Genomic DNA, 13,838 nt, shown 5'->3' with positions numbered 1-13,838 from the left:
ATGACCGACATCCGGGTACCCGTGGACGGCGCCGACCCGTCCGTCGAACGCAACCTCGTCGACCAGTTGGAGGGCCCGTACCCGGGGACCGTCCGGCGGGTCGTGGTGCCGCTCGCCGCTTCCGGGGCCGCTGCCGGCGCCGCCGCCGTGGACTGGACGAGTCGACACCCGCTGCTCACCGTCGTACTGCGCCGCGACCTGGCCGAGGAGACCGTCCGGGTGACGGTCACCGTGGACCCGGGCGGCGCGGGGCAGCGGGTGCTGCCACCGGCGGTCTTCGCGCCCTGGTCCGCCGCCGGCGCGTCGGTGCCCGCGTACGTGCCGGACACCGCCGACGAGCCGCTGGTCGCGCCGTTCACCGTCGCCGTGACGGCCGAGCGCGCGGTCGAGGGGGCCACCGCCACGGCGGTCACCGGTACCGCGCTTGCGGCGCTGGTCGAGCTGGCCGTGGTCGAGGGAAACCTGGGCCGGCTGCTCTACCTGGTGTCGTACGAGAAGCACCGGCTGCGTCGCGCGGCCCGCGAGGTGCACGCGTACCGCACCCTGGCCCACGCCCGACGCGACGCCCTGGACCGGATCGGCGCGGACGTCGGGGTGGCCCGCTTCGTCGACGAGTTGGTCCACGAGCCGACCAACGGCGAGGTGTACGCCCGCCGGCTGGCGCCGCCGGCCCGCGAGCCGGACGCGGCGTACGCTCACCGGCTCGGGCTGTACCGGCGGTTCCTGCTGCCCACCCCGGGCGCGGTACGCCGCCTGCTCAACGGCCCCGGCGCGGACACCGACCCGAACACGGGCCTCTTCGCCGACCTGCCCGGCGGCGCGCGCTTCACGCTGCGCGAGGACGACGACCAGTTCGCGGTGGCGGTCCGGCTGGTGGCCGTCGGCGACCCGCAGCACCGCACCAACTTCCTCGCCCAGCTGCGCCGCGACCGCCTGGTGCTGCCCGCCAACACGCCGCCGAACAACACGGTCCACGCCGGTCGGGCGCTGCCGGCGAGCCGGCTCGCCCAGGTCACGGCGCTGCGGGCGAGCCTGCGTCAGTCGTACGCCTTCGGCAGCGCGCACGGCATCGCGCCGCCGCTGGCGGCTGCCCTGGACCGTGCGGGACGGGTCTGCCGGGCGCTCGGCTCGACGATCGTGTGGCAGGTCAGCAGGGCCCAGGACGACGCCGGTGGGAGCCGCTACGAGCTGGGTCTCGGCGTCGACGTGAGCTGGCCGACCCCCGCGCAGGCCACCGACCTGCGCAACCGGGTGCTGGACACCGGCCGGACGGTGACCGCCGACCGGACCGCCGAGGCGCTCATCGTCGCCGCCCGCGCCGCCGGCGTGCCCAGCGTCTCGGCCGACGGCGAGCTGGCCTGGCTGTGGCGGGTGTGCGGGTTGCCGACCACGCACCGGCTCAGCACCACCGTGATGTACCTGTCGCACCTGCCCACCCGGGGTCTCGCGGTGACCGCGCCGCTGACCGCTGCGGTGGGCGTCGACGCGGCGGTCGAGGCGCAGTTCCACGCCCCCGGCGATCCGGGTGGCAACGCCCTGCTGCTGGCCGGCCTGGCGGCGGCGAGGACGGCCTGGGTGGCCGCCGGGGAGACGACGTGGAGCCCGCTGACCGACGCGGCGGCCCGGACCCGGTGGGCGGCCGTGCCGACCCGACCGGCGGGGCAGCCGGTCGACGCGGTGCTCGCCGCCGCCGGCCTGCCCGCGGTGCGCGACCCGGCGCCCGTGGTGGCCGCGCTGAACCGGCTCCCCGACGAACTGGTGGAGACCATCGAACTGCCGGCCGCGCTGGCGTCCGCGCTGATCGCCGGCCAGCCGGCCGCCGCCGACCGGCTGGCCCGGCTGGTCGGGCTGCTGCGCGACCAGCACCTCGCCGCCGTGCTCCCGCTCGTCGAGACCGGCAACCGGGTGCTGCTGGTGTGCAGCGTCATCGGCCTGCCGCAGGCCGGGCTGAACCTGAGCGAACGCCGGGCCACCGGGTTCCGCTGGTACACGGTCGGGCTCGGCGGTGGCACGGCGGAGATCAAGGCGGTCGGCGCGCGGACCGCGCTACGCCCCACCCACGCCGGCCTGGTCGCCGTGGTGGCGCTGTCCTACGTGCGGACCGGCCGGACCGATCCGTACGAGTTCCGGGTCGAGCTGCCCGACGGGGTGACGTTGACCCTCGAGCAGTACGAGCGGCTGATGAACACCCTGACGAGGGTCTGCCCGCTCGGCGTGGAGATCAACACGTACGGCATCCGGCGTGACCACGTCGACCTCGACGACGACGGGACCGCCGAGCCGCTGCGCCCGGCCGTCGCCCGGACCTTCCGCACCTTCCAGCAGCGCCGGCACCGCGGCGTGTACGACCAGCTCTGAGAGGGACACCACGATGGCGAACGAGATCAACTACGACGGGGTGACCGTCACCGAGCTGTACGAGGCGTTCACCCGCAACGGCATTCCCGCCTCGGACGCCAGCGTGCTGGTCTCCTCCTGGATCTACGAGAACGTCGGCACCGCGAAGCGGGTGTTCAGCTACGCCGAGCCGTTCCCGGCCGTCGAGCCGGGCTGCGCGCCCCCACCGTTCGCCCGCACGTTCGCGCACACCGACTGGGTGGACGGCGAGGACGTCGTACAGGCCGGCCAGACACCGGGGGAGCAGGGCTTCAACGAGCGGTTCCACCGCATCGAGCACGACCTGGACCACCTCGGCGCCGATCTGGCCAAGGCGTTCACCTGCATGGCCGCGATGCGGGTGAGCCTGCGTCGGCTGCTCGACGAGATCCGCGCCGAGATCAACCGGCTGCACTCCACGGTGCACGAAAACAAGATCGTGCCCGGCCCGTACACCTTCGAGCAGATCCCCAACTACATCGGGGCGTTGGACTTCGGCAAGTACATGGGCACCACCATGTTCATGGACAAGAAGGTCAGCATCTGGCAGACCAAGGCCGGCACGATCGTGCTGCCCGCCGTGGAGACCCTCGGCGTGGACGTGGTGGTCGGTCCGAAGGTGCGCGGCGCCGCCCAGGTCGCCCGCTATGCCGTGGAGCACGGTGACGTGCGGCAGCGCTTCCCACGCGAGGTGAAGGTGGTGGAGTTCATCCGCTACTTCGGTGAGGACGAGGTGGCCGACGGCCGGACCATCCGCGACGTGCTCAAGGTGCTGCCGGCAGACAGCAGCTACCCGAGCCTGGACGCGATGATCGCCGAGGTCAGCGAGCGCGAGGCCGTCATCGTCCGGACCACCGTCGGCGCGCAGTCGGCGGTCTCTGCGGCCCTCGGGGTGGACGCGGGGCTGGAGAACGTCGCGGACGCCGACATCGCGATGCTCGCCGGGGTGCCGACCAAGGCCCGCGCGGCGCTCGCCCGCGCCGGCATCAGCACCCTGGGCAAGCTCGCCGAGGCGCCGGCCGAGCGGGTGCTCGGCATCATGAAGGAGGCTGGTGTACGCGCCGAGGCCGGCGACGCCGCCGAGTGGACCGGGTACGCCCAGACGCTGAGCAAGCTGCGCTGAACGGGCGGCGACGACTCCGGCGAACGGTTGATCCGCGCCGTTCGCCGGGTCGGTGTGACGACACTGCGCTGGCGTACCGACCCTCCACACCCGACCGTGGGACTCCCACGGAGCGATCGGGTACGAAGGGCGCACGGATGGCAGTTCACGAGGTGGCACAGGACCTCCGCTCCGGGGCGCAGGAGACCGAGGCGGCGCGACCACCGCGCTACGCGCTGCGGCTGCTCGGCGGGTTCGCGCTGGAACGCGACGGTCGGTCCGTCGCGGTGCCGCAGGGCGCCCGCCGACTGCTCGCCTTCCTCGGCGTACGCCAGCGGTGCGCCCGCTGGGAGGCCGCCGGCACCCTCTGGCCCGGCTCCCACGAGGAGCGGGCTCGCGCGAACCTGCGCACCATGCTGTGGCGACTGCACCGGGCCACCCCCGAGCCCCTGGTCGAGGAGGACGACCGGCTGGCCCTGGCCGCCGGCGTGACCAGTGACGTGGCCACCCTCGGTGTGGCCGCCGCGGCCCTGCTGACCGGCGGCGTGCCGGCCGGGGTCGGTGTCGGGGTGCCCGCGCTGGCGACCGGCGAGCTGCTGCCCGGCTGGTACGACGACTGGGTGCTGACCGAGCGGGAGCGGCTGCGCCAGACCCAACTGCACGCGCTGGAGGCCCTCGCCGAACGGCTCACCGCCCAGGGACGCCTCAGCGAGGCGGTGCAGGTGGCGCTGACCGCCGTGCACCTGGAGCCGCTGCGGGAGAGCGCCACCCGCGTGCTGATCGGCGTGCACCTGGCCGAGCGCAACCTCAACGAGGCGGTACGGCGGTTCGAGCTGTTCCGCGCCGACCTGGGCCGGGAGTTGGGCATCGCCCCGACACCCTGGCTGGAGCAACTCGTGCGCGCCGGCCTGACCGGGGTGACCGTCCCGTCTCCGTGACCGTCCCGTCTCTGTGACCGGGCCGCCGCAGTCGCCCGACGTGCGGCGTCCCGGGACCGAAACGCGCCGCGCGGTGCCCCCGGCGGAGGCCCCCCGACCACCTGTCTTCGTCCTTTGCTCTGCTTCAGCGGACGCAACAGTTGGGGCCGGTGACTGTCGCCTCCGTTGAAGCAGAGCAAAGGACGCGGGTGCAGCGGGGTGGGGTGCGGTGCAGCGGGGTGGGGCGCAGCGGGGTGGGGTGAGGTGCAGCGGGGTGGGTGGGGTGGGGGTCGGGCGAGGTGGGCGGTGCGCCCGGCTGGAGTCGGCGTCAGTTCCGGGCCGGCTGGTCCAGGATGGCGCTGAAGCGCTCCTCGGCGAGGTCGAGCTGGCCGAAGATGTGCCGCTTCACCGCGGGCGACAGCGGGGTGTCCGGCCGGCCGATCAGGTCGCGGAAGAGCGGCACCAGCGGCCGGTACTTGCGGGCCGACGAGACGACCTTCGGCCCGATCGTGTGGATGACCCCCACGCCGTTGTCGGTGAAGTCCGACACCTTGATCACCCGTGCCCACGGCTCGCGTTCCAGGCTGACCGCGAGATGCTCGCGGTACTGCTCGTTGCGGTCCCGGTGCGGGTCGTACACCGGGTTGGTGACGGCCGCGACGAGCGTGGCGACGCGCGGCCCGAACCGCGCGGCCAGCGCTCGCAACGCGGCCGGGACCGGGTCGGCCCCGGACTCACCGCCGGCCAGCTCCAACGGGTGGTCCTCGACCGCGTCGTGCAGCAGACCGGCGACCACCACGTCCACGTCCCGCACCTGGTAGTGGTACATCAGCCGGATCGCGACACGCAACAGGTGGTTCAGGTACGGCTCACGAACGCGTCGGTCGTCGCGGTGCAGCTCGGCGGCGAGATCGAGGGCGGCGGTCAACCGCGCCCGGTCGGTGTCGCCGAACTGCCGGACCTCCAGGCGGAAGCGCTCCAGCAGGCCCGGTTCGCCGTGGATCTCGGTGATCGCGTGCATCGGCATGCTGCCCAGGTGCGGCGGGAAGTCCATGCGTCACTTATAGCCGATCTTCTCCACGTCGATGAGCCGGTACGTCGCCGACCCGACCGCGAGTTCCGGGCCCGCCGTCGACTCAGACCGGCAGGCGGTCGGCGCCGGCGAGCGGCCCCACCAGGAGAGGGACCAGCGGCGCCGGGAGGACCGGATCGCGCCGCAGGGTGGGGGTCCAGCCCGCGTCGGCGCCCAGGTCGGGGTCATGACCGGCGTTGTACGCCGCCAGCAGGTCGGTCGGTCGCGCCGGCCCGCCGCCCTGGCGCACCCAGGACCCGCGCTCGGTCAACGCCGTGCCGCCCCAGTCGTAAAGCAGGTCGGCGGGGTCGACCGAGGCGTCCAGGGTGAAGAAGTTGTTCTGCGCGTAGATCGCGGACTGCACGCCGACGCCGAGCGCGTACTGGAAGCCGTCGCCACCGAGCCGGTAGTGGTTGTTGTACACGTCGACCTGGCCGAAGCGCACCCGGGGGAGCCGTTGCAGGACGCCGTCGAACAGGTTGTGGTGCAGGGTGACCTTCAGCCGACCCACGTCCGGGCCGACGGTGTTGGACGAGCCGATCAGCAGCAGCTTGTCCCGTCCCGTGAAACGGTTCCACGATGCGGTGACCAGGCTGGCGGTGTGTGTGACGTCCAGCGACCCGTCGTGCACCTGGTAGGGGCGTCCGAAGTAGGTGGGCTGGGCGCTGTCCGGGTTGTCGCCGTCGGTGAAGGTGTTGTGGTCGATCCACACGTTCTCGCCGCGCCGGACGGAGATCTGGTCGTACTGGCTGTTCCAGTTGCCGGCGTCGCCGTCGGTGGGTGACCAGGCGGGGAAGCAGTCGCGCGCGTCGACGAAGGTCAGATTGCGGACGATGACGTTCGACGCCCGGTCGATCATGAGGGTGAGGCCGGTCAGCCGGGCGCCGCGCAGCCCGATGATCGTGGTGTTGGGGCCCACGTTGATCTGGGTCTGGCGGGTCTGGTTCGTCACCGACCGTACCCGGGCCTCCTCCAGCGGCCCGGTCGGTGCGACCCGCCCCCACACCGCCGGGTCGTACGCGGCCAGGTAGTCCGCGAGCCGGTACTCCGGGTCGGCCAGCTCGTCGCAGCTCAGCGGCGTGCCGTCGGCCCCTTCGAAGCCGTCGACGGCACCGTCCACGTAGATCAGTTTCGGGGTGGCGTCGGCGGCGTTCGTGGCGTTGTCGCCGCCCAGCGCGGCCACCAGATCGGCGCGGCTGTGGACCACGCGGGTCCGCTCGCTCGTCGCCGCCGAGCCGCCGGTCGTGCCGGGCCCGTCGGCTGCCCAGCCGTCCCGCTCGGGCAGCGTCTGGCGTCCGAGCTGGTACGCCAACCCGGGGAGCCGGTCGGGCCGGGCGGCGGCCGACGCCGGCGCGGCGACGAGGAGCAGGGCGGTCACCGTGACGCCCGCGAGGGTTCTGCGCATGGGGATTCTCCCGGTCATTGGTGGTGGTCGGGCGTCCGACCCGTCAGGTCGGCGCGGTACGCGGGCACCGCCCACGGCACACCCAGTTCGCTCGGCAGCGACCCCTGGTCGGCGCAGCGACGCAGCACCTCGACCACGCCGCGCACGTGGCGTGCCCGTTCGTGCCCGTCGCCCACCACGTCGACCAGGTCGCCGTCGAGCAGTCGGGGCTCGGGCGCGGACCGCAGCCCGTCCAGCAGCGCGGTGAACGGGGCGGTACGGGCCAGCGGCGCGATCAGCGGTACCGCGGGCGGGTCGATCCGGTGGGCGAGCAGGTTCTCCAGCAGGCCCTGCCGACCGGGGACGTGACGGGGCGCCGCGTCACCGGGCAGGCGCAGCCGGTCGGTCGGGTATTCCAGCACCGCCTGCCCGGTCGTACCGGTCACCGTCACCTCGCCCGCCACGAACCGCGCGGAGGCCAGCGTGACCGCCGCCAGTACGGGTGGGCCGGCGCGGAACCGGACGCGCAGCACCGCCGTGTCCTCCACCTCGATCGGTCGTACCCGGTAACGCTCCACCTCGATCGCGACCGGCGACGGTGGCGCTCCGCCCAGCGCCTCGGCGACGGCCAGGCACTGCATCACCGCGTGCGCGAGCGGGTTGGCCAACGCGCCGTCCAACACGGGCCGGCCGTCCACCGAGCGGCGGCCGGCCCACGAGGCGCGGGCGTAGTAGGCGTCCGGACGCTGCCAGGCCGCGACGGTCGAGATGGCGGTGACCGCGCCGAGGCGGCCGGCGGTCAGGGCGTCGGTCAGCGCGGTCAGCGCCGCCGAGCCGAGCGCCTGGAAACCGACCTGGGCCACCCGGCCGGCCGCCGTGAGCGCGTCGGTCAGCTCGTCGTGCTCGGCCAGGGACAGCACCGGTGGCTTCTCCAGCAGCAGGTCCGCGCCGGCCGCCACGGCGTCGCGGGCGATCGGCAGGTGGGTGTGCGGCGGGGTGCAGATCACCACCACCTCCGGGCGGGTGGCGGCGAGCATCGCCCGGTGGTCGGTGAACACCCCGACGCCGGGTGGGACGGGCGCCTCCCGCTCGTCGCGCACCGGTCCGACGTCGACCAGGGCGACGAGCCGCAGCCGGCCGTCGGCGTGCAGCGGAGCGATCACCCGCCGGTGCCAGTGGCCGTGCCCGTTCGCCCCGATCACCGCCACCGTCGCCGGCGGCACCGACCCGTTCACGGCACACCCGCCGAAGCCGCCCGGCGCGCGACGACGCCAGCCAGGGCCGACACGCCAGCCCGGGCCGACACGCCACCCAGGGCCGACACGCCACCCAGGGCCGACACTCCGGCCACCTCCGCCCGGTTCACCGGGCGCCGGCCAGGGTCGCCTCGACGCCGTGCCGCCCGAGCGCGGTGAGCCAGGCGATCACCTCGGCGCGTACCTCGTCGTCGTCGGCGACCTCGGCCGGGATGACCTCGCGCAGCGCGAAGACGGCGTCCACCGCGCCGGCCGGGCTCTGCGCTCCGGCGTCCAGAGCGGCCCGGATGGGCCCGGCCAGGGGATCCTGCAACGGCAACGGGCGGCCGTCGTCGGCGTACCCCAGCGCGAAGCGCAACCAGGACGCCACGACCAGCGCGCCCCAGCGCGCGGACCGTCCGGACGCGCGCAGGTCGGCGATGGTGTGCAGGACGCGTTGCGGCAGCTTCTGCGAGCCGTCGATCGCGACCTGGAGGGTGCGGTGCCGGATCGCCGGGTTGCCGAACCGGGCCAGGACCTGCTCGCCGTAGTCGACGACCCGCACCCCGTCCGGCGGGGTGAAGCTGGCCGCGACGTCCTCGGCGATCAGCCGGCGCAGCACGTCGGTCAGGTGCGGGATCTCCAGGGCGTCGGCGATGGTCTCCCGCCCGGCCAGCGCGCCGAGGTACGCCACGGCCGAGTGCACGCCGTTGAGGGCGCGCAGCTTCAACCGTTCCCACGGCCCGGCGTCGTCGGTGAGCACCGCCCCGGCGTGTTCCCAGCCCGGCCGTCCCCCGGGGAAGTCGTCCTCGATGACCCACTGCGCGTACGGCTCGGCGGCCACCGCGGCCAGGTCGGTGACGCCGAGCGCCCGGCGGGCCGTGTCGATGGTCTCCGGGGTGCTGGCCGGCACGATGCGGTCCACCATGGTCCCCGGGCACGTCACGTTGGCGCTCACCCACTCGACCAGCGCGGTCGGCGCTCCGGCGGTCCGCTCGATCCCCTGATCGACCAGGCCCCGCAGCCGTCGGCCGTTGGCCGGCAGGTTGTCGCAGCTCACCAGGGCGATCGGCCCGGCGTCTGCGGCGGCGCGGGCGGCCAGCCCGCGCAGCAGCAGACCCGGCACGGTCGTCGGCGGCCGATGACCGGCGAGGTCGGCGGCGAGCGCGGCGTCCGGCGACAACCGGCCGGTCACCGGGTCGAGGTGGTACGCCTTCTCGGTGACGGTGAGCGTCACGACGCGGACCGCCGGGTCGGCGAGCAGGGCCACCACGGCGTCCGGGTCGCTCGGCGCGTGCCGGACGCCGCTCAGGGCGCCCACCACCCGGGTGGTGGCGTCGGCGGCGGACAGGGCGCTCACGCTGAACAGGTTGTCCTGGGCGGTGAGCGCGTCGACCACGGCGGTGCTGCGCGGCGCGACGGCCACGATGCCCCAGTCGCCGCCGGCCGCGCCGACCGCCGCCTCGGTGTAGACCGCCTGGTGCGCGCGGTGGAAGGCGCCCAACCCCAGGTGTACGACGCCCGTCGGCACGGTGCCCGGCCGGACGAGCGGACGGGAGTCGACGGGCAGGTGGCGCAACACCCCCAGGCCGAGGCGGGACGCGCCGACGGTCACCGCCATGCCGGGCCGTCCGGGAAGCGGAACTCGGCGATCGACTCCGGTCGCATGGCGGCGCTGTAGCCGGGCCGGTCCGGCAGCAGGTAGCGGCCATCGCGGGTGCGTACCGGGTCGACGAAGTGTTCGTGCAGGTGGTCGACGTACTCGATCATCCGGCCGTCGAGGCTCGCGCCGACCCGCAGGTAGTCGAAGATCGCCAGGTGCTGGACGTACTCGCAGAGGCCGACGCCGCCGGCGTGCGGGCAGACCGGCACCCCGAACTTCGCCGCCAGCAGCAGTTCGGCCAGGACCTCGTCGACGCCGCCGACCCGGCACGCGTCGACCTGCATGACGCCGATCGCCTCGGCCTGGAGCAACTGCTTGAAGATGACGCGGTTGGCGGCGACCTCGCCGGTGGCCACCCGGCACCGGCCGCCGGTCAGCTCGGTCACCGCGCGGGCGATCCGGGCGTGGCCGAGGATGTCGTCGGCGTGCGTCGGCTCCTCGATCCAGTACGGGTCCACCTCGGCGAGGGCGCTCATCGCGGTGATCGCCTCGTCGACGTCCCAGACCTGGTTGGCGTCCATCATGAGCAGCGCGTCGGGGCCGATCTCGGCGCGGATGATCCGGGCCCGGCGCAGGTCGTCGGCGAGCGGGCCGCCGACCTTCATCTTCATCGCCCGCCAGCCGTCGTCGTACGCCTGCCGGGTCAGCGCCCGCACCTTCTCGTCCGGGTAGCCGAGCCAACCGACCGAGGTGGTGTACGAAGGGAAACCGTCCCGTTCCAGCGTCGCCAGGCGGTCGGCCAGACCGTCGCGTCCCTTGTCGAGGATCGCGGCCGCCTCGTCGGGCGTCAGCGCGTCGCTGATGTGGTGGAAGTCGACGCTGGCGACGAGGTCGTCGGTGGGCAGCTCGGCCAGGAACCGCCACATCGGCTTGCCGGCGAGGGTGGCCCGCAGGTCCCACACGGCGTTGACGAGCGCCCCGGTGGCCATGTGGATGACGCCCTTCTCCGGGCCCAGCCAGCGCAACTGCACATCGGCGCTGAGCGAGCGCCAGAACGCCACCGGCTCGGCGGCGATCTCCTCGACCGTACGACCCCGCACGTGGTGGGCAAGCGCCCGCACCGCCGCGCAGGTGATCTCGTTGCCCCGCCCGTTGGTGAAGGTGAAGCCCGCGCCCACCGGCCCGGCGTCGGTGCCCAGCTCGACGTACGTCGCCGAGTAGTCGCCCCGGTTGATCGCGTCGGACCCGTCGCCCCGGGCCGCGGTCGGGAACCGTACGTCGTGCACCTCGACGGAGGTGATGGTGACGGTCACTGGTGCGCTCCCTCGAAGTGGAAGACCCGCTTGGGCAGCCGGTACGCCAGGTCGACGATCGTCTCGGCGGCCTCGTCCATGTCCAGCCGGTGCTCGGCGACCAGCCGGGCCAGGAAGCCGGCGTCGACCCGGCGCGCCACGTCGTGGCGTACCGGGATGGAGCAGAACGCCCGGGTGTCGTCGACGAACCCGGTGGTGTTGTAGAAGCCGGCGCTCTCGGTGACCGTCTCGCGGAACCGCCGCAGCGCCTCGGGGGAGTCCAGGAACCACCAGGGCGCCCCGAGCAGCAGCGCGGCGTACCCGCCCGCGAGGGGCGCCAGCTCGCGGGTGAAGGTGTCCTCGTCGAGGGTGTAGAGCACCACCGTCAGCCGCGGGTCGTTGCCGTAGCGGGACAGCAGCGGGGCGAGCGCGTGGACGTACTCGGTGGCCTGCGGCACGTCGCCGCCCACGTCGCGGCCGTGCCGGTCGTACAGCCAGCGGTTGTGGTTGCGCACCGCGCCGGGGTGCAGTTGCAGGACCAGACCGTCGTCGAGGGACATCCGGGCGAACTCCATCAGCATGTGCGCCCGGAACGCCTCGGCGTCGGCGGCGTCCGCCTCGCCGCGCAGCCCACGGTCGTACAGGCGGGCGGCCTCGGCCGGGGTCAGGTCCAGGGTGCGCGCGGTGGGATGCCCGTGGTCCGACGAGGTCGCCCCGGCCGCGACGAACGCGGCCCGGCGGGCCCGCAGGGCGGCCAGATAACCGGGGTACGTGCCGGTGTCCTCGCCGGCCAGCGCGCCGAGCCGGGCCACGTTCGTCGACCAGCCGTCGAACTCCATGTCCACCACGTCGTCCGGGCGGAACGTGGTGACCACCCGGCCCCCCGGACCACCCCACCCGTCGGCGGCGAGCTTGGCGTGCGCCGCGAGGTCGTCCAGCGGCGACTCGGTGGTGGCGAGGACCTCGATGCCGAAGCGCTCGAACAGCGCCCGGGGCCGGAACTCCGGCTCGGCGAGCCTCGCGGCGATCTCGTCGTAGAGGGCGTCGGCGGTGTCGGGACGCAGCGGGGTGTGCGCCCCGAAGACGGTCCGGAAGGTCTGCTCCAGCCACAGCCGCGACGGGGTGCCCCGGAACAGGTGCCAGTGCGCGGCGAAGCGCCGCCAGATCACCCGCCCGTCGGTCTCCACCGGACCGCCGTCGCGGGTGGGCACCCCCAGGTCCGCCGGGGGTACGCCCTGACTGAGCAGCATCCTCGTCAGGTAGTGGTCGGGCACGATCAGCAGCCGCGCCGGGTCGGGGAAGGGCCGGTCCTCGGCGAGCAGGGCCGGGTCGACGTGCCCGTGCGGCGAGATGATCGGTTGTCGCGCCGCGAGGGCGTACAGCTCCCGGGCCAGCGCGCGCTGGCCCGGCTCGGCCGGCAGGAGCAGGTCGGTGTGGTCGGACGTCGGCACGGGGCTCCTCGTTCTGCTTCTCAGCGGGGGGTGAGCAGGTCGGCGACGCGTACGGGTCGCCCGGTCTCCAGGGACCGGTTGGCGGCCAGGCCGGTGAGCAGGGCCAACGCGCCGTCCTCGGCCGTCGCGGCGCGGCCCAACGGATCGGGCTGGCCGCCCAGGAGCACCGCGGTCATCCGGGCGTCCGCGCCGCCGTGCCCGTGCCGGGTACGACCCTCGACCCGGATCCGTCGGGGAGGTTCCCAGAACGGGCGAACGGTAAGCGTCGCGCCACCGCCCTCGGCCGGCGCCTCGACGCCGTGCAGGGCCGCGCCCTTGACGGCGCCGGCGGTGCCCCGGTCGACGTAGTCGTTCTCGGTCACCTCCAGCTCGAGGCGTCCCCGGCTGCCGTTGACCATCACCCGGTAGCCCTCCCAGGGGGCGTACGCGGTGAGGTGGTAGGTCATGGTCGCGCCGGTGGAGTAGCGGGCGAGCACCGCCATGTCGTCCTCGATGCTCACGCCGGGGGCGAAGACGTTGCGGTCGCGCTGGTAGCCGTCCTCGGCCTCGGCGTCGAGGTACAGCTCGCGCAGCCGGGGGTGCGCGTCGAGCCGCAGCGCGAACGGATCGTCGACGGCGGTCGGCGCGCCGTACGCCCGGTCGTAGTCGCGGGCGTAGCCGTGCCGGCGGCCGTCCTCGCCGTAGAAGAAGAGTCGGCCGGCCGCGTACACCTCCGTCGGGGTGGCGGCCAGCCACCAGTTGACCAGGTCGAAGTGGTGGCTGGCCTTGTGCACCAGCAGGCCGCCGGAGGTGGCCTTGTCGCGGTGCCAGCGGCGGAAGTAGTCGGCGCCATGGCGTACGTCGAGCAGCCACTCGAAGTGCACCGAGCCGATCTCACCGACCGCGCCGTCGGCGAGCAGCCGGCGGACCTGCTCGTGCAGCGGGTTGTAGCGGTAGTTGAAGGCGACCGTGACGCGGCCGCCGGTCTCGGCCACCGCGTCCAGGATGCGCCGGCAACGGGTGGCGTCGACGGTCATCGGCTTCTCGGTGACGACGTCCCGGCCGGCGCGCAGCGCGGCCACCACGTACTCGTCGTGGGTGACGTCCACGCTGGTCACGAGGACGACGTCGACGCGTTCCTTGTCCAGCATCGAGGCGAACTCGCCGGCGGAGTACGTGGGCACCGGCCGGTGTCCCAGCTCGCCCAGCCAGCGGTTGTGCGCGTCCATCCGGGTCTGGTTGACGTCGGTGAAGGCGACCAGCTCGGTGGTGTCGGGGTGGTCGAGCACGAGGGCTCGGACGAACATCTCCGCCCGCGCGCCGGTGCCCACGACGGCGTACCGGGCGCGTTCGCCGGACCTCGGTGACATGTGCTCGCCCTCCGGATGACTCCTGCAAAGGTTTGCAGTGAAGTAACCACGATCGAT

At 74.0% G+C, this 13,838-nt stretch carries 10 protein-coding genes; 3 read left to right on the top strand and 7 right to left on the bottom strand.

The window, feature by feature from the left end:
• From ACQPZK_RS16270 to ACQPZK_RS16260, 3 genes are all read left to right on the top strand, one after another.
• Entirely contained in the window at window positions 1–2,358 is a 2,358-nt protein-coding gene (locus ACQPZK_RS16270; RefSeq protein WP_433533762.1) for a hypothetical protein, read from the top strand.
• A gap of 13 nt (window positions 2,359–2,371) precedes the next feature.
• A complete protein-coding gene (locus ACQPZK_RS16265) occupies window positions 2,372–3,499 on the top strand; it encodes a hypothetical protein (RefSeq protein WP_433533761.1) in 1,128 nt (375 codons plus the stop codon).
• A gap of 137 nt (window positions 3,500–3,636) precedes the next feature.
• Window positions 3,637–4,416: an AfsR/SARP family transcriptional regulator gene (locus ACQPZK_RS16260; RefSeq protein WP_433533760.1), complete on the top strand. Its 780-nt coding sequence runs from the start codon at window positions 3,637–3,639 to the stop codon at window positions 4,414–4,416.
• Window positions 4,417–4,723: 307 nt separating this feature from the next.
• Here ACQPZK_RS16260 and ACQPZK_RS16255 read toward each other — a convergent pair whose 3' ends face one another.
• The 7 genes from ACQPZK_RS16255 to ACQPZK_RS16225 form a co-directional block, all read right to left on the bottom strand.
• Window positions 4,724–5,449, bottom strand: a complete 726-nt coding sequence (locus tag ACQPZK_RS16255; protein ID WP_433533759.1) for an HD domain-containing protein — start codon at window positions 5,447–5,449, stop codon at window positions 4,724–4,726.
• Window positions 5,450–5,531: 82 nt separating this feature from the next.
• On the bottom strand, window positions 5,532–6,872 hold the full coding sequence (locus ACQPZK_RS16250) for a pectate lyase family protein (RefSeq protein WP_433533758.1): 1,341 nt from the start codon (window positions 6,870–6,872) through the stop codon (window positions 5,532–5,534).
• Window positions 6,873–6,886: 14 nt separating this feature from the next.
• Entirely contained in the window at window positions 6,887–8,086 is a 1,200-nt protein-coding gene (locus tag ACQPZK_RS16245) for a Gfo/Idh/MocA family protein (protein WP_433533757.1), read from the bottom strand.
• A gap of 127 nt (window positions 8,087–8,213) precedes the next feature.
• Window positions 8,214–9,707: a mannitol dehydrogenase family protein gene (locus ACQPZK_RS16240; RefSeq protein ID WP_433533756.1), complete on the bottom strand. Its 1,494-nt coding sequence runs from the start codon at window positions 9,705–9,707 to the stop codon at window positions 8,214–8,216.
• Window positions 9,698–11,002 carry an enolase C-terminal domain-like protein gene (locus ACQPZK_RS16235; RefSeq protein ID WP_433533755.1) on the bottom strand — a complete coding sequence of 435 codons (1,305 nt, stop codon included), beginning with the start codon at window positions 11,000–11,002 and terminating at the stop codon, window positions 9,698–9,700. The genes ACQPZK_RS16240 and ACQPZK_RS16235 overlap by 10 nt, the downstream gene beginning before the upstream one ends.
• Entirely contained in the window at window positions 10,999–12,432 is a 1,434-nt protein-coding gene (gene uxaC / locus ACQPZK_RS16230) for a glucuronate isomerase (RefSeq protein ID WP_433533754.1), read from the bottom strand. Before uxaC ends, ACQPZK_RS16235 begins: the two co-directional genes overlap by 4 nt.
• Window positions 12,433–12,452: 20 nt before the next feature.
• Complete coding sequence (locus ACQPZK_RS16225) at window positions 12,453–13,781, bottom strand: Gfo/Idh/MocA family protein (protein WP_433533753.1); 1,329 nt, start codon at window positions 13,779–13,781, stop codon at window positions 12,453–12,455.
• Between the last annotated feature and the right edge of the window lie 57 nt (window positions 13,782–13,838).

The sequence above is a fragment of the Micromonospora sp. CA-249363 genome (assembly GCF_050950185.1).
GTDB lineage: Bacteria > Actinomycetota > Actinomycetes > Mycobacteriales > Micromonosporaceae > Micromonospora.
Note: the sequence above shows the minus strand (reverse complement) of the source record. Positions and strands in the feature narration are given on the sequence as shown.

Coding starts and splice junctions, on each gene's coding strand:
- ACQPZK_RS16265 (WP_433533761.1), top strand. CDS start 2,372: ATGGCGAACGAGATCAACTACGACGGGGTGACCGTCACCGAGCTGTAC.
- ACQPZK_RS16250 (WP_433533758.1), bottom strand. CDS start 6,872: ATGCGCAGAACCCTCGCGGGCGTCACGGTGACCGCCCTGCTCCTCGTC.
- ACQPZK_RS16260 (WP_433533760.1), top strand. CDS start 3,637: ATGGCAGTTCACGAGGTGGCACAGGACCTCCGCTCCGGGGCGCAGGAG.
- ACQPZK_RS16270 (WP_433533762.1), top strand. CDS start 1: ATGACCGACATCCGGGTACCCGTGGACGGCGCCGACCCGTCCGTCGAA.
- ACQPZK_RS16255 (WP_433533759.1), bottom strand. CDS start 5,449: ATGGACTTCCCGCCGCACCTGGGCAGCATGCCGATGCACGCGATCACC.
- ACQPZK_RS16225 (WP_433533753.1), bottom strand. CDS start 13,781: ATGTCACCGAGGTCCGGCGAACGCGCCCGGTACGCCGTCGTGGGCACC.
- ACQPZK_RS16240 (WP_433533756.1), bottom strand. CDS start 9,707: ATGGCGGTGACCGTCGGCGCGTCCCGCCTCGGCCTGGGGGTGTTGCGC.